This is a genomic window from Enterococcus haemoperoxidus ATCC BAA-382 (assembly GCF_000407165.1).
Classification (GTDB): Bacteria; Bacillota; Bacilli; order Lactobacillales; family Enterococcaceae; genus Enterococcus_L; species Enterococcus_L haemoperoxidus.
The window spans coordinates 293,767-316,761 of record NZ_KE136480.1 but is presented as its reverse complement, the minus strand read 5'-3'; the positions used below and the strand labels follow the sequence as shown (position 1 = coordinate 316,761).

The window sequence follows — 22,995 nt, the reverse complement described above, 5'->3', positions numbered from 1 at the left end:
AAAAAAATAATGGAAATAAATCAAATGATTGACCACACTATTTTAAAAGCAGATGCAAAAGAAGAGGATGTTTTACGAATTATTGAAGAAGCAAAAAAATATGAATTCTTCTCAGTTTGTATCAATCCATGTTGGGTTGCCTTAGCAAAAGAACACTTAGCAGGAACTTCTGTTGATGTTTGTACAGTAATTGGTTTTCCTTTAGGTGCTAATACATCAGAAGTAAAAGCCTATGAAGCAACGGATGCAATCAACAATGGTGCCACAGAAGTTGACATGGTCATTAATGTCGGTGCACTAAAATCTAAGCAATACAAAAAAGTTTTAAAAGATATTCAAGCAGTTGTTGATGCAGCCAAAGGCAAAGCTTTAGTTAAAGTAATCATCGAGACGGCGTTACTTACAGATGAAGAAAAAATCAAGGTTTGTGAACTGGCTAAAGAAGCTGGTGCAGATTTCGTCAAAACGTCAACTGGTTTTTCAACAGGTGGAGCAACTGTAGCAGATGTTAAACTAATGCGTGAAACAGTAGGGCCAGATATGGGGGTCAAAGCCTCTGGCGGGATTCATAATGAAGCAGAGGCACAAGCGATGATCGAAGCAGGTGCTACACGTATCGGAACAAGTGCTGGTGTTGCAATCATGGAAGGCGCTACAGGAGCAGGTTATTAATCTAAAGAAGAAAGTGGCGGACAAATGACAGCAAAACAAGAATGGTTAGCTATTGCAGACGATGCATTAACAAAAGCATATGTACCTTATTCTCACTTTCCAGTGGGAGCTTGCCTCGTTACCAAATCGGGACAAACGTATCAAGGCGTCAATATCGAAAATGCTTCATACGGATTGACCAATTGTGCCGAACGGACAGCGATTTTCAAAGCTGTTTCAGAAGGGGAACGCGAGTTTCAACATATAGTGATTGCAGGGAATACACCTGAGCCAATCTCTCCGTGCGGTGCGTGCCGCCAAGTGATGGCTGAATTTTTTGCGCCTGAAATGCCAGTTACATTAGTTGGCGAACATGGTGTGACGAAAGAAATGACTGTCGGCGAATTATTACCATATGCATTTACGGAAAAAGATTTATGAGATCTAGCTACATGAACCAAACCTCTCAACAAATAGATAAAATGCTAGAAAGATAAAAAACATCTTTCTATCATTTTCCTAATTGCCTTGATACACAACGAATGAAAAGAGTTGATGTAAAAAGGTACCTACTTTGGTTGTTCGAGGTCTAAGCGGTTCATTCCGCTTTGCTTAGAAACACAATGAACAAAGTGATTTGATGTTGAAAAGTACAAGACGACCGAAGAGAGAGTTGTTTCACTATTATCTTGTTTCATTCAGTCATCCGGCTGTTGAAAATATAAAACTATTTTAGGGGGCTTTACAGAGATGAAAAAAGCAAAATTATTTGGTTTTGGCTTGACTGCACTAGCTTTAACAGTTGCATTAGCAGCATGTGGTGGAGGTAAAAAAGATTCAACAGGTGGAAAATCAGCAGGTGGGGACGCTGATCATAGCGTTGTAATCGTTACTGATATCGGTGGGGTAGACGACCGTTCATTCAACCAATCAGCTTGGGAAGGTTTACAAGCTTGGGGTAAAGAACATGATTTGAAAAAAGGAGCAGATGGTTTTGATTATATTCAATCAAACGACGCTTCAGAATACGTAACAAATATTGATACAGCCGTTTCTAACGGATTTAAAACAGTCTTTGGTATTGGCTACTTATTAGCTGATTCTATCGGTACTGCAGCTGATGCAAATCCAGATACACAATTTGGTATCATTGATAGTGTCATCGAAGGAAAAGATAACGTAGTATCTGCAACATTTAAAGACCAAGAAGCTTCATATTTAGCTGGTGTAGCAGCAGCACATACAACAAAAACAAACACTGTAGGGTTTATCGGTGGTGAAGAAGGCGCGGTTATTGACCGTTTTGAAGCTGGTTTCCACCAAGGTGTAATCGATACAGCGAAAAAATTGAACAAAGACATTAAAGTTGAAGTTGAATATGCTGCTTCATTTGGAGATCCTGCTAAAGGGAAAGCATTAGCTGCTTCTATGTACCAAAAAGGCGCTGACATCATCTTCCATGCTTCAGGAGGTACAGGTCAAGGCGTTTTCCAAGAAGCAAAAGACTTGAATGAAACAGGTTCAAAAGACAAAGTTTGGGTTATTGGTGTAGATAGTGACCAAGACAAAGAAGGTAAATACAAAACAAAAGATGGTAAAGAAGATAACTTCACTTTAACATCAACTCTTAAAGGTGTAGGAGCTGCAGTACAAGACATCTCTAATCGTGCATTAGAAGATAAATTCCCTGGCGGCGAACACTTGGTTTACGGTTTGAAAGATGGCGGCGTTGATTTGACAAAAGGCTATTTATCAGACGAAGCACAAAAAGCGGTTGATGCAGCGAAAGAAGAAATCATCGCTGAAAAAATCACTGTTCCAGAAGTGCCAAAAGATGTAAAAGAATAAATTACTCTACTTAGCGCTGTGGTAATAGCAGCGCTAAGAGTTTATTAAGCTTTTAAAGAAGGAAAACGAATCATATAACTATTCATTTTCTTTCTTTAAGTGCCTAAAAGCTACTTTATTTTTTTAGAAGTACCGTATTAATAGATGATGCAAGTGATTAAATTGTTAGGAAGTGAAAAATGTGGCTCAGGAAAACTATGTAATTGAGATGCGCAATATCACTAAGCAGTTTGGAACATTTAAGGCGAATGATAATATCAACTTAACTGTCCGGCCTGGAGAAATCCATGCATTGCTTGGAGAAAATGGTGCAGGGAAATCAACTCTGATGAATATTTTATCCGGTTTATTAGAACCAACTTCGGGTGAAATCTTTATGAACGGTTCAAAGGTAACAATCAATGGCCCCACTGCAGCGAATCGTTTAGGAATTGGGATGGTCCATCAACACTTTATGTTGGTAGATGCTTTTACAGTAACGGAAAATATTATTCTAGGAAGCGAACCAACAAATGCTGGTGTATTAGACCGTAAAAAGGCAACAGCAGAAATCAAACGAGTTTCTGAGCAGTATGGACTATCGGTAGATCCAAGTGCATATATTCGGGATATCTCTGTAGGAGCGCAACAACGAGTGGAAATTTTGAAAACGTTGTATCGCGGAGCAGATGTCTTGATTTTTGATGAGCCAACAGCAGTTTTGACTCCTCAAGAAATCGATGAGTTGATGGAAATTATGCGTGGACTTGTACAAGAAGGCAAATCAATCATCTTGATTACACATAAATTAGATGAAATTAAAAAAGTAGCGGATCGCTGTACAGTTATTCGCCGTGGTCAAAGTATTGATACAGTAAATGTCAAAGATGTTTCTTCACAACAATTAGCGGACATGATGGTAGGGCGTTCTGTTTCGTTTAAAACAGAAAAGAAAGCGCCAGAACCTAAAGAAGTAGTTCTTTCAATCAAAGATTTAGTTGTGAAAGAAAGTCGTGGTTTAGAAGCGGTTAAAAGCCTTAGCTTAGATGTACGGGCAGGTGAAGTAGTCGGGATTGCAGGAATTGATGGTAATGGTCAGACAGAGCTGATTCAAGCTTTAACTGGATTACGTAAATCAGAAAGTGGATCAGTTGAATTAAGAGGGACAGCAATCACGAACAAACAACCCCGTGCGATTACAGAAGCAGGTGTTGGACATGTGCCTGAAGACCGTCATAAATATGGATTGATCTTAGATATGACATTGGCCGAAAATATTGCGTTACAAACCTACTATAAAAAGCCATTAAGTAACACTGGCGTTTTGAATTACAATCAGATCAACTCCTACGCTCGTAGATTGATTGAAGAATATGATGTACGAACAGTCAATGAACTAGTTCCAGCCAAAGCGCTGTCAGGAGGTAATCAGCAAAAAGCAATTATTGCTAGAGAAATTGATCGTAACCCTGATTTATTGATTGTCTCTCAACCAACTCGTGGATTGGATGTTGGCGCGATTGAATATATCCATAAACGTTTGATTGAACAACGAGATAAAGACAAAGCGGTATTGGTTGTTAGTTTTGAATTAGATGAGATTTTAAATGTATCAGACCGTATCGCGGTTATTCATGCAGGAAAAATCGTTGGAATCGTTGATCCAAAAGAAACGAGTGAAAACGAATTAGGATTATTAATGGCTGGGTATTCATTAGAAGAAGCAAGAGCCGAATTAAGTCAAAAGGCGGGTGAGGCAGTTGAATAATCGGTCAGAAAGAATACGGAATATTTTAGTTCCTATTTTATCAGTATTGATGGGATTTATTCTCGGTGCAATTATTATGTTAATTTCAGGGCAGGATCCAATTGCTGGATACCAAGCGATGCTTAAGACTGCATTTCAAAGTCCGAAAAGTATCGGCGAAATTTTTGTAACAGCAGGACCTTTGATTTTTACCGCGTTAGGATTTGCAGTAGCAAATTCAGCTGGATTCTTTAATATCGGTCTTTCAGGTCAAGCGTTGTGTGGTTGGGTAACAAGTATTTGGGTAGCACTTTCTATGCCGGATGCACCTCGAATGGTTGTTCTGCCATTAGCGGTTCTTGCAGGGGCATTAGCTGGAGCGCTGGCTGCAGCGATTCCAGGATTACTACGTGCTTTCTTTGGTACAAGTGAAGTAATCGTTACGATCATGCTGAATTATGTTTTTCTTTATACAAGTACGCACATTGTTAACAATGTAATGTCAAAAGATTTGATGACAAACAAAGGTGTTACGAAAGTCATTGGAGAAAATGCTAGTTTGCGAACAGGATTTTTGAAAGAATTAAGTAGCGGTTCTCGTTTGAATATTGGTATTTTTATGGCACTTATTTTCTTAGTGTTGATTTGGTTCCTTATGAAGAAAACGACATTAGGCTATGAAATCCGTTCAGTTGGTTTAAATCCATTCGCTTCTGAATATGCGGGGATGAGCAGTAAACGAACAATTGTGATGTCAATGGTTATTTCAGGAACACTAGCTGGTCTTGGCGGTGTGGTTCTGGGATTAGGAACATTTGGCAACTTCTTTGTTCAGGGCTCTTCATTGAGTATTGGATTTGACGGAATGGCTATTTCCTTGCTGGGAGCAGGAAGTTCAGTCGGGATATTCTTATCGGCGATCCTCTTCAGTGTACTGAAGCTGGGTGGTCAAGGAATGCCGCTTCGTGCAGGTGTGCCAATCGAATTAGTGGATGTTGTTATTGCAGCAATTATTTTCTTTGTGGCAATCAGCTATTTGATCCGCTTCTTATTAGCGAAAGCTTCAGGTAGTAAAAAAGAAGTTGCGATTGTTGAAGAATTAGTTGGAAAATCAGATCCGACAAGTCAAGAAGGAGGAAAAATCTAATGGATATTGCATTAATCGCTGTATTAGCGCCGATTATTACACAAACTTTGGTTTATTCTACTCCTTTAGTTTTCACGGCTTTGGGTGGGACTTTTTCCGAACGTAGTGGTATTGTAAACGTAGGGCTTGAAGGAATCATGGTTATGGGAGCTTTTAGCTCAGTCGTATTTAATTTAACTTTTGCTGAAACTTTTGGTGCAGCAACGCCTTGGCTTGCTTGTCTGGTAGGCGGAGTGGTTGGGATGCTATTCTCATTACTCCATGCAGTTGCAACAATTAATTTAAGAGCGGACCACATCATCAGTGGAACGGTGGTCAATTTGATGGCACCAGCTTTGGGTATTTTCTTAATCAAAGTAATCTATGGAAAAGGCCAAACAGATACGATCACAGAATCATTTGGTTACTTCTCATTCCCGATTTTGAAGGATATTCCTATTTTGGGAGACTTGTTCTTCAAACAAACAACTTTACCAGCTTTTGTAGCGATTCTGGTTGCTATTCTTTCTTGGTTCGTGTTATTCAAAACACGTTTTGGATTGCGCCTTCGTTCAGTCGGTGAAAATCCTCAAGCAGCAGATACACTTGGAATCAATGTTTACGTAATGCGTTATGCAGGTGTTTTGATCTCTGGCTTTTTAGGTGGGATCGGTGGAGCAGTTTTTGCTCAAACGATCGCTGGTCGTTTTGCAGTAACAACGATTGCTGGACAAGGCTTTATTTCAATGGCGGCGATGATCTTTGGTAAATGGAATCCGTTAGGTGCAATGGGAGCAGCATTATTCTTCGGTTTTGCTCAAAATATCAGTATTGCCGGATCAAACTTACCAGTAATTTCATCAATACCAGCTGTTTATTTACAAGCAGCACCATATGTGTTGACCATTATTGTTTTAGTCGTTTTCTTAGGAAAAGCTTCTGGACCAAAAGCAATTGGGAAAAATTACATCAAATCTAAATAAATATAGAGTATAAAAGGGCGGGGCTATGGGACAATTTCTAAAGTCATGCCCTTTTTATCAAATAGTAAGTAAAACTAAGAAAGAAGGATGGTTATGTTTAAACGTGTGCATTTAGTTGTAATGGATTCAGTCGGTATCGGGGAAGCACCTGATGCTGAAAAATTTGGCGATGTAGGTAGTGATACATTAGGTCATATCGCAAAAGAAGCCGGTTTAACAATTCCTAATTTAGAAAATCTAGGACTAGGAACAATCGCTCCTCTTCACAATGTAGAAGCTGTTGCTGATCATAAAGGTTATGCAACAAAATTAGAAGAAATTTCAGTCGGTAAAGACACGATGACTGGTCACTGGGAAATCATGGGCTTAAATATTCAAAAACCTTTCCGAGTATTCCCAGATGGATTTCCAGATGAATTATTAAAACAAATCGAAGAATTTTCAGGACGTAAAATTGTTTGTAATAAACCATATAGTGGAACTGCAGTCATTGATGACTATGGCCAACATCAAATGGAAACAGGAGATTTGATCGTGTATACGTCTGCTGATCCAGTGTTGCAAATTGCAGCGCATGAAGAAATCATTCCGTTGGATGAATTATACCGTATTTGTCAGTATGTTCGTGATATTACCAAAGATGAACCTTACATGATTGGTCGTATCATTGCTCGTCCATATGTGGGTGAACCTGGGAACTTTACTAGAACAAGTAACCGTCACGATTATGCATTAGACCCATTTGGTCATACAGTTCTTGATTCATTGAAAGATAATGGCAAAGAAGTGATTGCAGTTGGAAAAATCAATGATATTTTTAATGGCCAAGGGATTACAGATTCGGTTCGTACGAAAAGCAATATGGATGGTGTAGATCAATTACTTAACGTGATGAAACGAGATTTTGAAGGTTTAAGTTTCACTAATCTAGTTGATTTTGATGCATTATATGGTCATCGTCGTGATGTAGTTGGCTATGCTCATGCAATTGAAGCGTTTGATTTGAGACTTCCAGAAATCATTGATGCAATGGAAGAAGATGATTTACTAATGATCACAGCTGATCACGGAAATGATCCAACATTCCCTGGGACCGATCATACAAGAGAGTACGTTCCATTGTTGGTTTACAGTAAAAAAATGAACGGCCAAGGTAGTTTGCCGCAAGGTCATTATGCAGATATTTCAGCAACTGTGGCTGAAAACTTTGCTGTTCCAAAAACAGAAAATGGCGAAAGCTTTTTAAATAAACTGGTATAGGAGAGAAATAATGACAAAACTAGGTGAGATGTTAAAAGAGACAACGGCATTTTTAAAAGAAAAAGGCGTTGGAGAAGTTGATTTTGGCTTGATTTTAGGTTCTGGTTTAGGTGAGCTGGCAGATGAAGTAGAAGATGCCATTGCGATTCCTTTTTCAGAAGTGCCTCATTTTGCGGTTTCAACAGTTGTTGGGCATGCTGGTAAGTTAGTTTATGGTACACTTTCTGGGAAAAAAGTATTAGCGATGCAAGGACGTTTCCATTATTATGAAGGCCATTCAATGCAAAAAGTGACATATCCAGTTCGTGTAATGGCTGCAATGGGCGCTCATTCAATCGTAGTAACCAATGCTGCTGGTGGCGTAAATGAAAACTTCACGCCAGGTAACTTGATGTTGATCACAGACCATATCAATTTTACGGGAGATAATCCGTTGATCGGTGAAAATGACGAAGCGATGGGACCACGTTTCCCAGACATGAGTCATGCTTATACGCCTGCTTACTTTGAAATTGCTAAAAAAGTGGCAAAAGAACAGAATGTACCATTACAAGAAGGCGTTTATATGGGCTATTCAGGCCCAACATATGAAACACCAGCTGAAATTCGCATGTCTCGTGCGATGGGGGCTGATGCAGTTGGAATGTCCACTGTATCAGAAGTCATTGTTGCGGCTCATAGCGGTTTGAAAGTCTTGGGAATTTCATGCATCACAAACTTAGCTGCTGGTATGCAAAGTAGTTTAAATCATGCAGAAGTTGTAGAAACAACAGAGCGTGTCAAATCTCAATTTAAAGAATTGATCAAAACGACATTAGCAGAACTATAAAAGTTTCATTATAAAGGAGAAGAAATATGAGTGTTCATATCGAAGCCAAACAAGGCGAAATAGCAGATAAAATTTTATTACCGGGAGATCCATTACGTGCGAAATACATCGCCGAAACATTTTTAGAAAATCCGGTGTGCTACAATCAAGTAAGAGGGATGTTGGGTTACACAGGTACGTATAAAGGCGAACGTGTTTCCGTTCAAGGAACAGGAATGGGAATGCCTTCTGCGACAATTTATGCTCACGAGCTGATTAATTCTTATGGTGTAAAAAAATTGATTCGAGTTGGTACTTGCGGATCAATCTCAGAGAAAGTCCGTGTGAGAGATTTAGTAATTGCACAAGCGGCAGCAACGCCTTCTTCAATGATTCGTAATGATTTCCCTAAATATGATTTCCCTCAAATCGCTGATTTTGATTTGTTGTTAAAATCATACACAACGGCAAAAGAAAAAGGTTTTGTTACCCATGTTGGGAATGTGTTGTCTGATGATGTCTTTTATAAAGATAGCATGGATGGCGTTTTTGAACTTGGTAAATTAGGTGTCTTAGCAATTGAAATGGAAGCTGCAGCATTATATTATTTAGCAGCAAAATTTGATGTACAAGCGTTGGCGATCATGACTGTTAGCGATAGTTTAGTAACAGGTGAGGAAACAACTGCTGAAGAACGTCAAACAACATTCAATGATATGATCGAAGTAGGATTGGAAACAGCAATCAATAGTTAATAAAAATAAGTAACCAAACAGCTCCTGATTTTAGATGGAGCTGTTTTTATACTACGATTTAATCGAGAAGGGTTAAAGATTTCTTTTTCTTGACACTCTTTTTTGATAGATTATTATATAAATAAGAAACCTAAATTGAATGGAGGAAGAAAAATTGGATAATTTTAGATTTTATGTACCAACAGATATTCGTTTTGGGAAAGATCGTTTGGCAACAGAGTTGACAGATGTGCTAAATGTTTATGGAAAAAATGTACTGTTAGTTTATGGCGGCGGTAGTATCAAGAAAAATGGGTTATATGATCAAGTGATTGAGTTACTTGCAAAAAATCAAAATAAAGTTATCGAATTAAGCGATGTAGAACCAAATCCTCGTATTGAAACAGTTCGTCGAGGCGTAGTGTTATGTCGTGAAAATGATATCGATGTGATTTTAGCTGTAGGTGGGGGTTCGACGATTGATTGTTCCAAAGTGATTGCGGCAGGTTTTTATAGTGATGAAGATCCGTGGGAAGTCATAGCAGCGCGCAAAGGGTTCCAAGGTGAAGCCTTACCGATTGTTACGATCTTAACTTTAGCTGCAACGGGTAGTGAAATGAATATTGGTGCTGTGATCACAAATTTAGCAACAAACCAAAAATTAGGTGTTGGTGGTCCAGCAATGATGCCGAAAGTTTCATTTTTAGATCCGACCACGACATTTACTGTACCGGCTTATCAAACAGCGGCAGGTTCTGCTGATATCTTAAGCCACTTATTTGAAAGCTATTTTAATATAACCGAAGGAACAGATGTGCAAGACTTTGTCTCAGAAGGTCTGATGCGTGCAGTCATTAAAAATTGCCCAATTGCGCTTACTGAACCTGATAATTATGATGCTCGTGCTAATTTGATGTGGTCAAGTAGTTTAGCACTAAATGGATTGACAAGAAATGGTAAACATGGTGTTTGGTCATGTCATGCGATGGAGCACGAATTAAGTGCCTTTTATGATATTACTCATGGCATTGGATTGGCTATTTTGACGCCGCGCTGGATGAACTATGTACTTTCAGAACAGACAGTAGCTAGATTTGCACAGTTTGCTCATAATGTTTGGGGAATCGTTGAGACTGACCCAATGCTTGCGGCGAAAAAGGGCATTCAAGCAACCTATGATTTCTTCAAAGCATGCGATATTCCTATGACATTACCAGCTGTTGGAATCGATGAGGAAAAATTTGGAGAAATGGCGAAACAAGCAGTTGCACACAGCACGATTAAAACGGATGCCTTTGTTCCGTTAGCTGAATCGGATGTTGAAGCGATTTACCGTGAATGTTTAACTGAATCTAGTTTTGCGTAACTAAGATTAACGACGCGAGAAGGGGATAGTTCTATGAAGCAGTTGTTTGATGAAACGTATTCCGAAAACCGGACACTTTGGTATGCTTATTTTAAAGAAATAGAACAACCAGACTTAGTTGAAACAATTAGCCGAATTATTCAAACTGACTTGAAAACAGCTATTGATATACTGAATACAAGTTGGATATTTTATCGTGAAGAGTTGCAAAAAGATGCGTTACAAGAGGAAGTGAGATCTTCAATCATGGTACGTTTGGTGGATGGACAATATGATGTTCACTATAATATGTCAGACTTTGAATTTGTAACACAGAGAGAAGTTATCGCAAATCGGCTACAACAATTAAAAGAAGTATTAGAGAAATAAGTAAAAAAGCTCCTGAAACTATACAGTTTCAGGAGTCTTAGTTTTTTATAAGTAGTATTTTTTAGCTACTGTTAGGTCATCGTTTAATTCATAAACAAGTGGTTGACCTGTTGGTATTTCAAGATCCATGATATCTTCATCTGAAATACCTTCGATATGTTTCGCTAAAGCACGTAAAGAGTTACCATGAGCGGCTACTAAAACAGTTTTGTCGTCTAGCAAAGCAGGAGCAATTTCGTCTTGCCAGAATGGTAACGCACGTTCTAGAGTAACTTTCAAGTTTTCTCCACCTGGAATATCGCGTTGGTCTAACATTGCATAACGACGATCGTTTGCTGCAGAACCTTCATCAGTCGCTTCCATCAATGGAGGTAAAGTATCGTAAGAACGACGCCAAATGTGTACTTGGTCATCTCCATATTTTTCAGCAGTTTCTTGTTTGTTTAAACCTTGTAATTTACCATAGTGACGTTCGTTTAAGCGCCAAGATTTGATTTGAGGAACCCATAATTGATCTGAGTTCTCTAAAATTAAGTTACAAGTTTTGATAGCACGAGTTAATACAGAAGTATAAGCTACATCAAATTCAATTCCAGCTTCTTTGATTTTGCGTCCGCCTTCGATTGCTTCTTCAACACCTTGTGGTGCTAAATCTACGTCAGCCCAACCTGTAAATTGATTTAACGCATTCCATTCACTAAGTCCATGACGAGAAAATACTAATTTTGGCATGTATAGCTCTCCTTTGAGTTGTAGTTTCTGAAACTTTCATTTCCTGTTCTATTGTACACCGTTTTAAAATAGATTTCCATTGTAAATTAGTAAAAAATACTGGAAAGGCTAGCTAGCGTAGTTCGTTTACGCTAGGCTGATCTAAGGTAAGTGAAATAAACAAGAAGAGTACAGCCGATTGACTGCACTCTTCTAGAGAAAAATTTCAACTATATACTTGTTACTCTTGAGAGAGCTTGGCAACATCAGCTTCAGATAAATTGATGTATTTGTAGCAAGTGCCGACAGAAACATTGCATTTTGAAGAAATAAATTGAATAGTTTCTTTCTTCTCGTGATATAAGTGTCGGATTTTTTTTACTGTTCGTGCATCTATTTTAGGTCGTCCGCCAATCTTGCCTTTTTTTCGGGCATTGCTCAATCCGATTAAAGTACGCTCTGTGATTAGATCGCATTCCATCGTTGCCAAACCATTCATTAACTTGAAGTAAATCTCTCCCATTGGATGCCGGGTGTCGATCTCTTCATGTAGGCTGACTAGATGAATACCAGTGTCTTTGAACGTTTGTGTTAGTTCCGTCAATTGACGCGTAGAGCGACCTAAGCGGTTTAAACGGCAGATAACTAAAGTGTCGCCTGTTTCTAAACCGTTTAGGACAGTCTCAAGCTCAGAAATGAGATGTTTGTCATTTGTGATGTCGAAAGATTCTTGATAAACTTCATCGCAACCAAAGTCAGATAAAATGTTGATCTGAGCATCTAAATCATTGTCATTGATTGTTGTACGTGCATAACCAATTATTTTCATCGTTCGTCCTTTCTAGTAAAAAGTAAAATAGGATACTAAAAATGTAGCATATAACTGGACGAAATGATAGCTGTTTTTTTATCTTTCTTTAATCTTTTTCTTTCTTTTCAAATCGTATTCAAATAATTCTCTATTTTGGTACGTGGATGGTTTTTGGGCCTGTTTCTCCGCCGACGATAACAGTGGAAACGATGTTAAGGAATAATCCATGTTCAACGACACCGACTAACTGATCTAAATAAGCACCTAAAGCGATGGGGTCAGTGATTTCTTCTAAATGAAGATCGATAATATAATGACCGCCATCCGTGACCAATGTTTCTTCAGTAGACGTTGTACGTAAAACAGGCGCATACCCTTTTTCTTCAAATAAACGAACCAGTTGTTGACTACCGTATGGAACGACTTCAACAGGCAATGGGAATTTACCAAGTTTTTTCACAAGTTTTGAGTCATCAACGATCCATATGCATTTTTTTGAGTACGTTGCGACGATTTTTTCGAATAATAAAGCAGCACCGCCACCTTTGATACCTTGAAAATCCTCACTGATCTCATCTGCTCCATCAATCGTCAGATCGACATAAGGAACGTCATCGATCCCTTTCAAAGGAATGCCCAATTCGATGGCTTGACGCTCAGTTTCTTTTGATGTGGTTACACCAACGATAGATAAACCTTCCTCTTTTACTCGTCGACCAATTTCATCCACCATAAATTTCGCAGTAGATCCTGTTCCCAAACCTACGATCATACCATCTTCTACATATTTTGCTGCTTCGATTCCTGCCATTTGTTTAAGATTCATCCGCTTGTTTGCCCCTTTCAAATAATCAAAGATATTGTACCGTTAAACGACATAAAAAGATAGAAAGATTTAGAAAAATGAGTATTTTCTACTATATTAATGTTGGAATAAGTAAAGATGTAAAAAACTACTCATTTTAATAGAAAAAGAGTGATAAGTGGTTGACAGACCCGAATTATCATGCTATCCTAGCAAAGGTGCTTTATCTACAGGTCTCTCGTTGGAGACGTGCTGACTGTCTATCGAAGCATATTTGATAATGAGTGCAGAGATTGCATTATTTTTTATCGCTAAAAAAGAACCACCTGGATGTGTGGAACTAGATGCGAAATGAGGAAGGAGGAAACAAGGAATGCCTACAATTAATCAATTAGTACGTAAACCTCGTAAATCAAAGGTGGAGAAATCTAATTCACCAGCGTTGAACAAAGGATATAATAGTTTTAAGAAATCTCAAACGAACGTAAACTCACCACAAAAGCGTGGGGTTTGTACTCGTGTGGGAACAATGACACCTAAAAAACCTAACTCGGCTTTACGTAAATATGCCCGTGTTCGTTTGTCTAACTTAATCGAAGTAACAGCTTATATCCCAGGTATCGGTCATAACTTACAAGAACATAGCGTGGTATTATTACGCGGTGGACGTGTAAAAGATTTACCAGGGGTACGTTATCATATCGTACGTGGTGCGCTTGATACAGCTGGCGTTACAGATCGTAAACAAAGCCGCTCTAAATATGGTACTAAAATGCCTAAAGCTGCTAAATAATTTGACAATCACTATGGTCTTATACAATAAAGAATTTTCGGAAGGAGGAGTTACGGATGCCACGTAAAGGTCCTGTTACAAAACGCGATGTTTTACCAGATCCAATTTATAACTCAAAATTAGTAACTCGCTTGATTAACCGTGTAATGGTTGATGGAAAACGCGGGATTGCTGCTAATATCATCTATAATTCATTTGATATCATCAAAGAATCTACAGGTAATGATCCATTGGAAGTTTTCGAACAAGCAATGAAAAACGTTATGCCTGTACTAGAAGTAAAAGCTCGCCGTGTTGGGGGTTCTAACTATCAAGTACCAGTTGAAGTTCGTCCAGAACGTCGTACAACTTTAGGTCTACGTTGGGTTGTTAACTATGCTCGCCTACGCGGTGAACATACAATGGAACAACGTCTAGCGAAAGAAATCATGGATGCTGCCAATAACACTGGTGCTTCTGTTAAAAAACGTGAAGACACACATAAAATGGCGGACGCTAACCGTGCGTTTGCACACTATCGTTGGTAAGATCCTCTCTGTATGTAATTTAACTTTACTACAGACAGTCACTTTACAATCGATTTAAATAAAGAGAGGAGAAACCTAGAATGCCAAGAGAATTTTCGTTAGAAAACACTCGTAATATCGGTATTATGGCGCACGTTGATGCTGGTAAAACAACAACAACAGAGCGTATCTTATACTATACTGGTAAAATCCATAAAATTGGTGAAACGCACGAAGGTGCATCACAAATGGACTGGATGGAACAAGAACAAGAACGTGGTATTACTATCACATCTGCTGCAACAACTGCAGAGTGGAAAGGTTACCGTGTAAATATCATCGATACACCAGGACACGTGGATTTCACTATTGAAGTTCAACGTTCACTACGTGTATTAGATGGTGCTGTAACCGTTCTTGACTCACAATCAGGTGTTGAACCTCAAACTGAAACAGTTTGGCGTCAAGCAACTGAATATAAAGTTCCACGTGTTGTTTTCTGTAATAAAATGGATAAAATCGGTGCGGATTTCTTATACTCTGTAAACTCATTACATGATCGTTTACAAGCGAATGCTCATCCAATCCAATTGCCAATTGGTGCAGAAGATAGCTTTACAGGGATCATCGATTTAATTACGATGAAAGCTGAAATCTATACAAATGACTTAGGTACAGACATTCAAGAAACTGAAATTCCAGAAGAATATATGGAACAAGCAATTGAATGGCGCGAAAAATTAGTAGAAGCTGTTGCTGAAACTGATGAAGACCTAATGATGAAATATCTAGATGGTGAAGAAATTACGAACGAAGAATTAAAAGCGGGTATCCGTCAAGCAACAATCAATGTTGAATTCTTCCCAGTAATGGCTGGTTCTGCCTTCAAGAACAAAGGTGTTCAATTAATGTTGGATGCAGTTCTTGATTATTTACCATCACCACTAGATATTGAAGCGATCAAAGGGATCGACGTTAAAACAGACGAAGAAACAACTCGTCCTGCTGATGACGAAGCACCTTTTGCATCACTAGCATTTAAAGTTATGACTGACCCATTCGTAGGTCGTCTAACATTCTTCCGTGTTTATTCTGGTGTCCTTGAAAGTGGTTCATACGTATTGAACGCTTCTAAAGACAAAAAAGAACGTATCGGTCGTATTTTACAAATGCACGCGAACACACGTAAAGAAATTGACAAAGTGTTCTCAGGAGATATCGCTGCCGCTGTTGGATTGAAAGATACAACAACTGGTGATACTTTATGTGCGGTAGATTCACCAGTTATTCTTGAATCAATTGAGTTCCCAGAACCAGTTATTCAAGTTGCTGTTGAACCTAAATCAAAAGCTGACCAAGATAAAATGGGTGTGGCTCTGCAAAAACTTGCAGAAGAAGATCCATCATTCCGCGTTGAAACAAACGTTGAAACTGGTGAAACAGTTATCTCTGGTATGGGCGAATTGCACTTAGACGTATTAGTAGACCGTATGAGACGTGAGTTCAAGGTTGAAGCAAACGTTGGTGCTCCACAAGTATCATATCGTGAAACTTTCCGTGCTCCTGTAACGCAGGCAGAAGGTAAGTTTGTACGTCAGTCTGGTGGTAAAGGTCAATACGGACATGTCTGGGTTGAATTTACACCAAACGAAGAAGGTAAAGGCTTCGAATTTGAAAATGCTATCGTCGGTGGTGTGGTTCCTCGTGAATACATCCCTGCGGTTGAAAAAGGCTTGGCAGAATCTATGAACAACGGTGTTCTTGCTGGATATCCATTAGTTGATATTAAAGCAAAACTTTACGATGGTTCATACCATGATGTCGATTCAAATGAAACAGCCTTCCGTGTAGCTGCTTCTATGGCGCTACGTGCGGCTGCTAAAAAAGCAATGCCTGTAATTTTAGAACCAATGATGAAAGTAACGATCACTGTACCAGAAGATTACTTAGGTGATATCATGGGACACGTTACAAGTCGTCGTGGACGTGTTGAGGGTATGGAAGCACACGGTAACTCACAAATCGTTAACGCGATGGTGCCTCTAGCTGAAATGTTCGGTTACGCGACAACATTACGTTCAGCAACACAAGGTCGCGGTACGTTTATGATGGTCTTTGATCACTATGAAGATGTACCAAAATCTGTACAAGAAGAAATCATCAAGAAAAATGGCGGAAACAACGCATAATAGTTAAGAAATTGGCGTAAGCTTATTTATGACTAGGATTTTCTAACGATTTCGGTTAAACTAATTAAAGATGATCAGGTAGCTGTAAACTATCTATCAAATAAAATAAAATTCATATATTTTAGGAGGAACATTTAAAATGGCTAAAGAAAAATTTGACCGTTCTAAACCCCATGTAAACATTGGTACTATTGGACACGTTGACCATGGTAAAACTACATTAACTGCTGCAATCGCAACTGTGTTAGCTAAACACGGTGGCGGTGAAGCTCAAAACTATGCTGATATCGATAACGCTCCAGAAGAAAAAGAACGTGGTATCACAATCAACACTTCTCACATCGAGTATGAAACTGATGCTCGTCACTATGCACACGTGGATTGCCCAGGACACGCGGATTACGTTAAAAACATGATCACTGGTGCTGCACAAATGGATGGAGCTATCTTAGTAGTATCTGCTGCTGATGGTCCTATGCCTCAAACTCGTGAGCACATCTTGTTATCACGTAACGTTGGTGTACCATACATCGTTGTTTTCTTAAACAAAATGGATATGGTAGATGACGAAGAATTATTAGAATTAGTAGAAATGGAAGTTCGTGATTTATTATCTGAATATGATTTCCCAGGTGACGACACTCCTGTTATCGCTGGTTCTGCTTTGAAAGCATTAGAAGGCGACGCTTCATACGAAGAAAAAATCATGGAATTAATGGCTGCAGTTGACGAGTACATCCCAACTCCAACTCGTGATACTGACAAACCATTCATGATGCCAGTCGAAGACGTATTCTCAATCACTGGACGTGGTACAGTTGCTACTGGCCGTGTTGAACGTGGAGAAGTTCGCGTTGGTGACGAAATCGAAATCGTTGGTATTAAAGAAGATACTGCTAAAACAACAGTTACTGGTGTTGAAATGTTCCGTAAATTGTTAGACTACGCTGAAGCTGGCGATAACATCGGTGCTTTATTACGTGGTGTTGCACGTGAAGATATCGAGCGTGGACAAGTATTGGCAAAACCTGCTTCAATCACTCCACACACAAAATTTAAAGCTGAAGTTTATGTTTTATCAAAAGAAGAAGGCGGACGTCACACTCCATTCTTCACTAACTACCGTCCTCAGTTCTACTTCCGTACAACTGACGTAACTGGTGTAGTTGAATTACCAGAAGGCGTTGAAATGGTAATGCCTGGTGATAACGTTGCAATGGACGTTGAATTAATCCACCCAATCGCTATCGAAGACGGAACTCGTTTCTCTATTCGTGAAGGCGGACGTACTGTTGGTTCAGGCGTTGTTTCTGAAATCACTAAATAATTACAGATTAATATAAAGTAACAAAACCGACGTAAAACATCGGCGTACTCGGACGTAAGTCGAAGGGATTCCCCTTCGGCTTTTTTTGTTTTTAATTTTTAACAACTTTCCTTTAAAATGGGCTTGACTTATATCGAGGTTCGATGTAATGTAGGGATGTGATGTATCGTGACTCGATATAAAAAAGAAAAGAAGGAACGGATGGATGGAAGAAAAGCTAAAACGAATCTATATACCAATGACGGAAACAGGTTTTTATATATTGTTCGCACTTAAAGAAGAGCGTCATGGATATAATATCATTCAGTATGTGAAAGAGCTGACAGGGCAAGAAATTATTATTAGTGCAGGAACGATGTATGGAAGTCTCAGTAAAATGGAGAAAGATGGTTTGATACAAGCGACAAAAGAAGAAAACAGACGAAAAAGCTATCTAATAACAGCTCTTGGAGAAGAAATACTTGTTCACGAAATCAATCGAATTAAACGATTGTATAAAAATAGTATTGGGGAGAAAATCGATGGAGACTAAAAAAATAAGAAGGCGATTTGAGTTGGCAGATTATGTAGAGGAAGAAAATTTTTTACAAGAAGAACATAAAAATGGGTGGAAAATGGTGGATTTAAAACTACCGTTTAGTACCTATATTTTTGAAAAATGTGAACCGCAAGAGTATGTATACCAACTAGATTTTAAACAACAAGGAAATGACTTGGGAGAATATCTACAATTATTTGAAGATTGTGGTTGGGAGTATTTTTATAAATATGGTAATTGGTATTATTTTAGAAAGCTAAAATCTGAAATAGAAGAAGAAAATGCTATTTTTAGTGATGCCCCGTCTCGTGCGGAAATGGCAAAAAAAGTTGTGAAATTTCAAGGTATGATTGCATTAGCTGCATTAGTTCCACTGAGCTATTTAATACCTGTATTGCTGAATAGAAGCGAAGGAAGAAGTAATGTTTTACTTGCCTTACTTGTGCTAGTTATAGGGATTACAGTTATTTTATTAGGAGTTCACTTAAGAAATTTTTTGAAACTTACTGAGATTATTAAAAGAGAAGAATTGAAATAAGCAAGTGGCTGGGATATAGCTCGTAAAGTTATATCCCAGCCACTTGAAATTCGAATAAGCATTTATGTTCCGATTTTTTCTACTATAATATGGATAGATAAGCATGTTTAAATTAGTTTAGGATACTATAATGCTTTTCAAGAAAATGCTTGCAGTAAAAAAAAATCTTTTTTCTGAAAAAAACCTTGCTATTACTATGTTTCTATAATATAATTACAAAGGTGCTATTTACAGAAGTGTAATAAGCATTGGTAAATCAAGCTTTTGATCTACCGGCTAAGAAACGAGAGGTTGCGACACGCCCGGACGCTTTGCCACGAACGAGCGTGACGGAAAAATTTTCGTGGAGCTATGTCTACTTTCAAAATAGGCGAAGGAGGGAACAAGATGGCAAAACAAAAAATTCGTATCCGTTTAAAAGCGTATGAACACCGTATTTTAGATCAATCAGCGGATAAAATTGTGGAAACAGCAAAAAGAACTGGAGCTGACGTGTCAGGACCAATTCCATTACCAACAGAACGCTCGCTTTACACAGTTATTCGTGCGACTCATAAATACAAAGATTCACGCGAACAATTCGAAATGCGTACGCACAAACGTCTAATCGACATTGTGAACCCAACACCAAAAACAGTTGATGCTTTAATGAAGCTTGACTTACCATCTGGTGTGAATATTGAAATCAAACTATAAAATCAAGACAATGGAGGTGTACTCATGACCAAAGGAATCTTAGGGAAAAAAGTGGGAATGACACAAATCTTTACTGAGTCTGGTGAGTTAATTCCAGTAACAGTAGTTGAAGCTACGCCAAACGTAGTTTTACAAGTAAAAACTGTTGAGACTGATGGATACGAAGCTATCCAAATCGGTTACCAAGACAAACGTGAAGTTTTATCAAACAAACCTGCGAAAGGTCATGTTGCAAAAGCAAACACGGCTCCTAAGCGCTTCATTAAGGAATTCAAAAATGTTGAGCTAGGAGAATATGAAGTAGGTAAAGAAATTAAGGTAGATGTTTTCCAAGCAGGAGACATTATTGATGTTACAGGGACTTCGAAAGGTAAAGGATTCCAAGGCGTTATCAAACGTCACGGACAAAGCCGCGGACCAATGTCTCACGGTTCTCGTTACCACCGTCGTCCTGGGTCAATGGGTCCAGTTGCGCCTAACCGTGTATTTAAAAATAAAAAACTTGCTGGCCGTATGGGTGGCAACCGCGTAACAATTCAAAACCTTGAAATTGTTAAAGTGGACGCTGAAAGAAATGTAATCATGATCAAAGGTAACATTCCTGGAGCGAAAAAATCATTAATCACAATCAAATCAGCTGTGAAAGCTAAATAAGCGTAGGGAAAGGAGGAACTAAGGAATGCCGAATGTAGCATTATTTAAACAAGATGGAACTCAAAATGGTGAAATCACTTTAAACGAAGAGATTTTCGGAATCGAACCAAATGAAACTGTTGTCTACGATGCAATCATCATGCAACGTGCTTCATTAAGACAAGGTACACACTCAGTAAAACACCGCGGAGAAGTTCGTGGCGGTGGCCGTAAACCATGGCGTCAAAAAGGAACTGGTCGTGCTCGTCAAGGTTCAATTCGTTCACCACAATGGCGTGGAGGTGGCGTAGTCTTCGGACCAACACCGCGTTCTTACAGCTACAAACTTCCTAAAAAAGTTCGTCGTTTAGCAATGAAATCTGTATTGTCAGATAAAGTTGCTGAAAACAACTTGGTAGCAGTTGAAGCGTTAGGCTTTGATGCACCAAAAACAAAAGAATTCAAACAAGTTTTAACTAACTTATCTATTGATGCGAAAGTATTAGTTGTTTTAGAAACAGGAAATGATTTTGCAGCATTGTCTGCACGTAATCTACCAAACGTTTCTGTAGTAACTTCTGATAACGTAAGTGTTTTAGATATCGTTTCTAATACTAAAGTATTGGCAACACAAACTGCTCTTACTCAAATTGAGGAGGTGCTTGCATAATGAACTTACTAGACGTAATCAAACGCCCAGTGATCACTGAAAAATCCATGCTTGCTATGGACGAAAAGAAATACACTTTCGAAGTGGACACTCGCGCAAACAAAACTTTAGTAAAACAAGCTGTTGTAGCAGCATTTGATGTTAAAGTTAAAAACGTAAACATCATTAACGTGCGCCCTAAATTTAAACGTATGGGCAAACACGCTGGTTACACAAAAAAACGTCGCAAAGCTGTTGTGACATTAACAGATGATTCAAAAGAAATTCAAATTTTCGATGCTGCTGAATAAGCAGTCCATGTTAACTATTAAATGGGAGGGAAAAAGACGTGGCGATTAAAAAGTATAAACCTACCACAAATGGCCGTCGTAATATGACAGCATCTGATTTTGCTGAAATCACGACATCAACACCTGAAAAATCGTTGTTGGCGCCATTAAAAAACCATGCCGGTCGTAACAACAATGGTCGTATTACAGTTCGTCATCAAGGTGGCGGTCACAAACGTCAATACCGTATGATCGACTTCAAACGTAATAAAGATAACGTTGTAGCGGTTGTCAAAACTATCGAGTATGATCCAAACCGTTCTGCTAACATCGCGTTAGTACATTACGAAGATGGAATCAAAGCATACATTCTAGCACCAAAAGGATTGGAAGTAGGCATGCGCCTTGTTTCCGGTACTGAAGCAGATATTAAAGTAGGGAACGCATTACCATTGGAAAATATTCCAGTAGGTACTGTTGTCCACAATATTGAAATGAAACCTGGTAAAGGCGGTCAATTGATCCGTTCTGCTGGAACAAGTGCTCAAGTACTTGGTAAAGAAGGCAAATACGTATTAATCCGTTTGAACTCAGGTGAAGTTCGTATGATCTTGGCAACTTGCCGTGCAACAATCGGTTCAGTTGGTAACGAACAACACGAATTAATCAACATTGGTAAAGCAGGCCGCTCTCGTTGGATGCGTAAACGCCCAACTGTACGTGGTAGCGTAATGAACCCGAACGATCACCCACACGGTGGTGGTGAAGGTAAACAACCGATTGGACGTAAAGCTCCAGTATCACCTTGGGGTCAACCAGCTATCGGCTTGAAAACTCGTAATAAAAAAGCTAAATCAGACAAACTTATCGTTCGTCGTCGTACTAAATAATTTTTTTGACCATGTGTCGTACATTTTGAGAGGAGGTTCACCATGGGTCGTAGTTTGAAAAAAGGACCTTTCGCTGATGAGCATTTAATGAAAAAAGTAGAAGCTCAACAAGGTGCCGAAAAAAAGAAAGTAATTAAAACTTGGTCTCGCCGTTCTACAATTTTTCCAACATTTGTTGGATTTACAATTGCCGTATATGATGGACGTAAACACGTTCCTGTATACATCCAAGAAGACATGGTAGGACATAAATTAGGTGAATTTGCACCAACTAGAACTTATCGTGGCCACGGAGCCGACGATAAGAAAACTAGACGTTAATTTTGAGGGGAGGAAATGCAAATGTCAGAACAAATTACATCAGCTAAGGCAACTGCTAAAACAGTTCGCACTTCACCTCGTAAAGCCCGTTTAGTAATCGATCTTATCAGAGGTAAAAGCGTTGCGGATGCAATTTCTATCTTGAAATTCATGCCAAACAAATCTGCTGGAATCATTGAAAAAGTTTTAATGTCAGCAGTTGCTAACGCAGAAAATAACTTTGACTTAGACGTTGAAAACTTAGTAGTATCTGAAGCATTTGTCAACGAAGGACCAACAATGAAACGCTTCCGTCCACGTGCAAAAGGTTCAGCATCACCAATCAATAAACGTACAAGTCATCTTACAGTAGTCGTATCAGAAAAATAATCTGTTTTAAACAGATGTCACTTGATAAGAGGAGGTCCATTATTCTTAATGCATTAGC

At 38.8% G+C, this 22,995-nt stretch carries 27 protein-coding genes; 24 read left to right on the top strand and 3 right to left on the bottom strand.

What is annotated here, in order from left to right:
* Nucleotides 1–9: 9 nt before the first annotated feature.
* The 11 genes from deoC (at nucleotide 10) to I583_RS12190 (ending at nucleotide 10,871) form a co-directional block, all read left to right on the top strand.
* Complete coding sequence (gene deoC, locus I583_RS16770) at nucleotides 10–672, top strand: deoxyribose-phosphate aldolase (RefSeq protein ID WP_034683556.1); 663 nt, start codon at nucleotides 10–12, stop codon at nucleotides 670–672.
* Between the two features lie 24 nt (nucleotides 673–696).
* Nucleotides 697–1,092, top strand: a complete 396-nt coding sequence (locus tag I583_RS12235; RefSeq protein ID WP_010761709.1) for a cytidine deaminase — start codon at nucleotides 697–699, stop codon at nucleotides 1,090–1,092.
* A 309-nt stretch (nucleotides 1,093–1,401) separates the two neighbouring features.
* Nucleotides 1,402–2,499 carry a BMP family lipoprotein gene (locus I583_RS12230; protein ID WP_010761708.1) on the top strand — a complete coding sequence of 366 codons (1,098 nt, stop codon included), beginning with the start codon at nucleotides 1,402–1,404 and terminating at the stop codon, nucleotides 2,497–2,499.
* Nucleotides 2,500–2,680: 181 nt separating this feature from the next.
* Nucleotides 2,681–4,246 (top strand): ABC transporter ATP-binding protein, encoded by a 1,566-nt coding sequence (locus I583_RS12225; RefSeq protein ID WP_010761707.1) that lies wholly within the window; start codon nucleotides 2,681–2,683, stop codon nucleotides 4,244–4,246.
* Nucleotides 4,239–5,372, top strand: coding sequence for an ABC transporter permease (locus I583_RS12220; RefSeq protein WP_010761706.1), 1,134 nt, complete (start codon nucleotides 4,239–4,241; stop codon nucleotides 5,370–5,372). Before I583_RS12225 ends, I583_RS12220 begins: the two co-directional genes overlap by 8 nt.
* On the top strand, nucleotides 5,372–6,334 hold the full coding sequence (locus I583_RS12215; protein WP_010761705.1) for an ABC transporter permease: 963 nt from the start codon (nucleotides 5,372–5,374) through the stop codon (nucleotides 6,332–6,334). The genes I583_RS12220 and I583_RS12215 overlap by 1 nt, the downstream gene beginning before the upstream one ends.
* A gap of 93 nt (nucleotides 6,335–6,427) precedes the next feature.
* Nucleotides 6,428–7,594, top strand: coding sequence for a phosphopentomutase (gene deoB / locus I583_RS12210; RefSeq protein WP_010761704.1), 1,167 nt, complete (start codon nucleotides 6,428–6,430; stop codon nucleotides 7,592–7,594).
* 10 nt (nucleotides 7,595–7,604) lie between these two features.
* Entirely contained in the window at nucleotides 7,605–8,423 is an 819-nt protein-coding gene (locus I583_RS12205) for a purine-nucleoside phosphorylase (protein WP_010761703.1), read from the top strand.
* A 26-nt stretch (nucleotides 8,424–8,449) separates the two neighbouring features.
* A complete protein-coding gene (deoD, locus tag I583_RS12200) occupies nucleotides 8,450–9,157 on the top strand; it encodes a purine-nucleoside phosphorylase (RefSeq protein WP_010761702.1) in 708 nt (235 codons plus the stop codon).
* Nucleotides 9,158–9,311: 154 nt separating this feature from the next.
* Nucleotides 9,312–10,502, top strand: coding sequence for an iron-containing alcohol dehydrogenase (locus tag I583_RS12195; RefSeq protein ID WP_010761701.1), 1,191 nt, complete (start codon nucleotides 9,312–9,314; stop codon nucleotides 10,500–10,502).
* A gap of 33 nt (nucleotides 10,503–10,535) precedes the next feature.
* On the top strand, nucleotides 10,536–10,871 hold the full coding sequence (locus I583_RS12190; protein ID WP_010761700.1) for a hypothetical protein: 336 nt from the start codon (nucleotides 10,536–10,538) through the stop codon (nucleotides 10,869–10,871).
* Nucleotides 10,872–10,916: 45 nt separating this feature from the next.
* On the opposite strand, the gene gpmA is transcribed toward I583_RS12190, so the two are convergent.
* The 3 genes from gpmA to rpiA all read right to left on the bottom strand — a co-directional run bounded on the left by gpmA (nucleotide 10,917) and on the right by rpiA (nucleotide 13,219).
* Entirely contained in the window at nucleotides 10,917–11,603 is a 687-nt protein-coding gene (gene gpmA, locus I583_RS12185) for a 2,3-diphosphoglycerate-dependent phosphoglycerate mutase (protein WP_010761699.1), read from the bottom strand.
* A gap of 220 nt (nucleotides 11,604–11,823) precedes the next feature.
* Entirely contained in the window at nucleotides 11,824–12,411 is a 588-nt protein-coding gene (locus tag I583_RS12180; RefSeq protein ID WP_010761698.1) for a recombinase family protein, read from the bottom strand.
* A 130-nt stretch (nucleotides 12,412–12,541) separates the two neighbouring features.
* The gene (rpiA, locus tag I583_RS12175) at nucleotides 12,542–13,219 is read right to left on the bottom strand and encodes a ribose-5-phosphate isomerase RpiA (protein WP_010761697.1); all 678 of its coding nucleotides are present in this window, start codon (nucleotides 13,217–13,219) and stop codon (nucleotides 12,542–12,544) included.
* 352 nt (nucleotides 13,220–13,571) lie between these two features.
* On the opposite strand from rpiA, the gene rpsL reads away from it, so the two are divergent.
* The 13 genes from rpsL to rplV all read left to right on the top strand — a co-directional run bounded on the left by rpsL (nucleotide 13,572) and on the right by rplV (nucleotide 22,937).
* On the top strand, nucleotides 13,572–13,991 hold the full coding sequence (rpsL, locus tag I583_RS12170; RefSeq protein WP_010761696.1) for a 30S ribosomal protein S12: 420 nt from the start codon (nucleotides 13,572–13,574) through the stop codon (nucleotides 13,989–13,991).
* A gap of 56 nt (nucleotides 13,992–14,047) precedes the next feature.
* A complete protein-coding gene (rpsG, locus tag I583_RS12165; protein WP_010761695.1) occupies nucleotides 14,048–14,518 on the top strand; it encodes a 30S ribosomal protein S7 in 471 nt (156 codons plus the stop codon).
* Nucleotides 14,519–14,598: 80 nt separating this feature from the next.
* Complete coding sequence (gene fusA / locus I583_RS12160; RefSeq protein WP_010761694.1) at nucleotides 14,599–16,686, top strand: elongation factor G; 2,088 nt, start codon at nucleotides 14,599–14,601, stop codon at nucleotides 16,684–16,686.
* Nucleotides 16,687–16,825: 139 nt separating this feature from the next.
* On the top strand, nucleotides 16,826–18,013 hold the full coding sequence (gene tuf / locus I583_RS12155) for an elongation factor Tu (protein WP_010761693.1): 1,188 nt from the start codon (nucleotides 16,826–16,828) through the stop codon (nucleotides 18,011–18,013).
* A gap of 205 nt (nucleotides 18,014–18,218) precedes the next feature.
* Entirely contained in the window at nucleotides 18,219–18,545 is a 327-nt protein-coding gene (locus tag I583_RS12150; RefSeq protein WP_010761692.1) for a PadR family transcriptional regulator, read from the top strand.
* The gene (locus tag I583_RS12145) at nucleotides 18,535–19,089 is read left to right on the top strand and encodes a DUF2812 domain-containing protein (RefSeq protein ID WP_010761691.1); all 555 of its coding nucleotides are present in this window, start codon (nucleotides 18,535–18,537) and stop codon (nucleotides 19,087–19,089) included. Before I583_RS12150 ends, I583_RS12145 begins: the two co-directional genes overlap by 11 nt.
* A 387-nt stretch (nucleotides 19,090–19,476) precedes the next feature.
* Complete coding sequence (rpsJ, locus tag I583_RS12140) at nucleotides 19,477–19,785, top strand: 30S ribosomal protein S10 (protein WP_002389727.1); 309 nt, start codon at nucleotides 19,477–19,479, stop codon at nucleotides 19,783–19,785.
* Nucleotides 19,786–19,809: 24 nt separating this feature from the next.
* On the top strand, nucleotides 19,810–20,439 hold the full coding sequence (rplC, locus tag I583_RS12135; protein WP_010761690.1) for a 50S ribosomal protein L3: 630 nt from the start codon (nucleotides 19,810–19,812) through the stop codon (nucleotides 20,437–20,439).
* Nucleotides 20,440–20,464: 25 nt separating this feature from the next.
* Entirely contained in the window at nucleotides 20,465–21,088 is a 624-nt protein-coding gene (gene rplD / locus I583_RS12130) for a 50S ribosomal protein L4 (RefSeq protein WP_010761689.1), read from the top strand.
* Nucleotides 21,088–21,378: a 50S ribosomal protein L23 gene (rplW, locus tag I583_RS12125; protein WP_010761688.1), complete on the top strand. Its 291-nt coding sequence runs from the start codon at nucleotides 21,088–21,090 to the stop codon at nucleotides 21,376–21,378. The genes rplD and rplW overlap by 1 nt, the downstream gene beginning before the upstream one ends.
* A 38-nt stretch (nucleotides 21,379–21,416) precedes the next feature.
* Nucleotides 21,417–22,247 (top strand): 50S ribosomal protein L2, encoded by an 831-nt coding sequence (rplB, locus tag I583_RS12120; RefSeq protein ID WP_010761687.1) that lies wholly within the window; start codon nucleotides 21,417–21,419, stop codon nucleotides 22,245–22,247.
* Nucleotides 22,248–22,289: 42 nt separating this feature from the next.
* The gene (rpsS, locus tag I583_RS12115; RefSeq protein WP_010761686.1) at nucleotides 22,290–22,568 is read left to right on the top strand and encodes a 30S ribosomal protein S19; all 279 of its coding nucleotides are present in this window, start codon (nucleotides 22,290–22,292) and stop codon (nucleotides 22,566–22,568) included.
* A gap of 21 nt (nucleotides 22,569–22,589) precedes the next feature.
* A complete protein-coding gene (gene rplV / locus I583_RS12110) occupies nucleotides 22,590–22,937 on the top strand; it encodes a 50S ribosomal protein L22 (protein WP_010761685.1) in 348 nt (115 codons plus the stop codon).
* The last annotated feature ends 58 nt before the right edge of the window (nucleotides 22,938–22,995 follow it).

Excerpts from the sequence above, each read along its gene's own strand:
- deoC (WP_034683556.1), top strand. The coding sequence starts at position 10 with ATGGAAATAAATCAAATGATTGACCACACTATTTTAAAAGCAGATGCA.
- I583_RS12235 (WP_010761709.1), top strand. The coding sequence starts at position 697 with ATGACAGCAAAACAAGAATGGTTAGCTATTGCAGACGATGCATTAACA.
- I583_RS12230 (WP_010761708.1), top strand. The coding sequence starts at position 1,402 with ATGAAAAAAGCAAAATTATTTGGTTTTGGCTTGACTGCACTAGCTTTA.
- I583_RS12215 (WP_010761705.1), top strand. The coding sequence starts at position 5,372 with ATGGATATTGCATTAATCGCTGTATTAGCGCCGATTATTACACAAACT.
- deoB (WP_010761704.1), top strand. The coding sequence starts at position 6,428 with ATGTTTAAACGTGTGCATTTAGTTGTAATGGATTCAGTCGGTATCGGG.
- I583_RS12205 (WP_010761703.1), top strand. The coding sequence starts at position 7,605 with ATGACAAAACTAGGTGAGATGTTAAAAGAGACAACGGCATTTTTAAAA.
- deoD (WP_010761702.1), top strand. The coding sequence starts at position 8,450 with ATGAGTGTTCATATCGAAGCCAAACAAGGCGAAATAGCAGATAAAATT.
- I583_RS12190 (WP_010761700.1), top strand. The coding sequence starts at position 10,536 with ATGAAGCAGTTGTTTGATGAAACGTATTCCGAAAACCGGACACTTTGG.
- gpmA (WP_010761699.1), bottom strand. The coding sequence starts at position 11,603 with ATGCCAAAATTAGTATTTTCTCGTCATGGACTTAGTGAATGGAATGCG.
- I583_RS12180 (WP_010761698.1), bottom strand. The coding sequence starts at position 12,411 with ATGAAAATAATTGGTTATGCACGTACAACAATCAATGACAATGATTTA.
- rpiA (WP_010761697.1), bottom strand. The coding sequence starts at position 13,219 with ATGAATCTTAAACAAATGGCAGGAATCGAAGCAGCAAAATATGTAGAA.
- rpsL (WP_010761696.1), top strand. The coding sequence starts at position 13,572 with ATGCCTACAATTAATCAATTAGTACGTAAACCTCGTAAATCAAAGGTG.
- rpsG (WP_010761695.1), top strand. The coding sequence starts at position 14,048 with ATGCCACGTAAAGGTCCTGTTACAAAACGCGATGTTTTACCAGATCCA.
- fusA (WP_010761694.1), top strand. The coding sequence starts at position 14,599 with ATGCCAAGAGAATTTTCGTTAGAAAACACTCGTAATATCGGTATTATG.
- tuf (WP_010761693.1), top strand. The coding sequence starts at position 16,826 with ATGGCTAAAGAAAAATTTGACCGTTCTAAACCCCATGTAAACATTGGT.
- I583_RS12150 (WP_010761692.1), top strand. The coding sequence starts at position 18,219 with ATGGAAGAAAAGCTAAAACGAATCTATATACCAATGACGGAAACAGGT.
- I583_RS12145 (WP_010761691.1), top strand. The coding sequence starts at position 18,535 with ATGGAGACTAAAAAAATAAGAAGGCGATTTGAGTTGGCAGATTATGTA.
- rpsJ (WP_002389727.1), top strand. The coding sequence starts at position 19,477 with ATGGCAAAACAAAAAATTCGTATCCGTTTAAAAGCGTATGAACACCGT.
- rplC (WP_010761690.1), top strand. The coding sequence starts at position 19,810 with ATGACCAAAGGAATCTTAGGGAAAAAAGTGGGAATGACACAAATCTTT.
- rplD (WP_010761689.1), top strand. The coding sequence starts at position 20,465 with ATGCCGAATGTAGCATTATTTAAACAAGATGGAACTCAAAATGGTGAA.
- rplW (WP_010761688.1), top strand. The coding sequence starts at position 21,088 with ATGAACTTACTAGACGTAATCAAACGCCCAGTGATCACTGAAAAATCC.
- rpsS (WP_010761686.1), top strand. The coding sequence starts at position 22,290 with ATGGGTCGTAGTTTGAAAAAAGGACCTTTCGCTGATGAGCATTTAATG.
- rplV (WP_010761685.1), top strand. The coding sequence starts at position 22,590 with ATGTCAGAACAAATTACATCAGCTAAGGCAACTGCTAAAACAGTTCGC.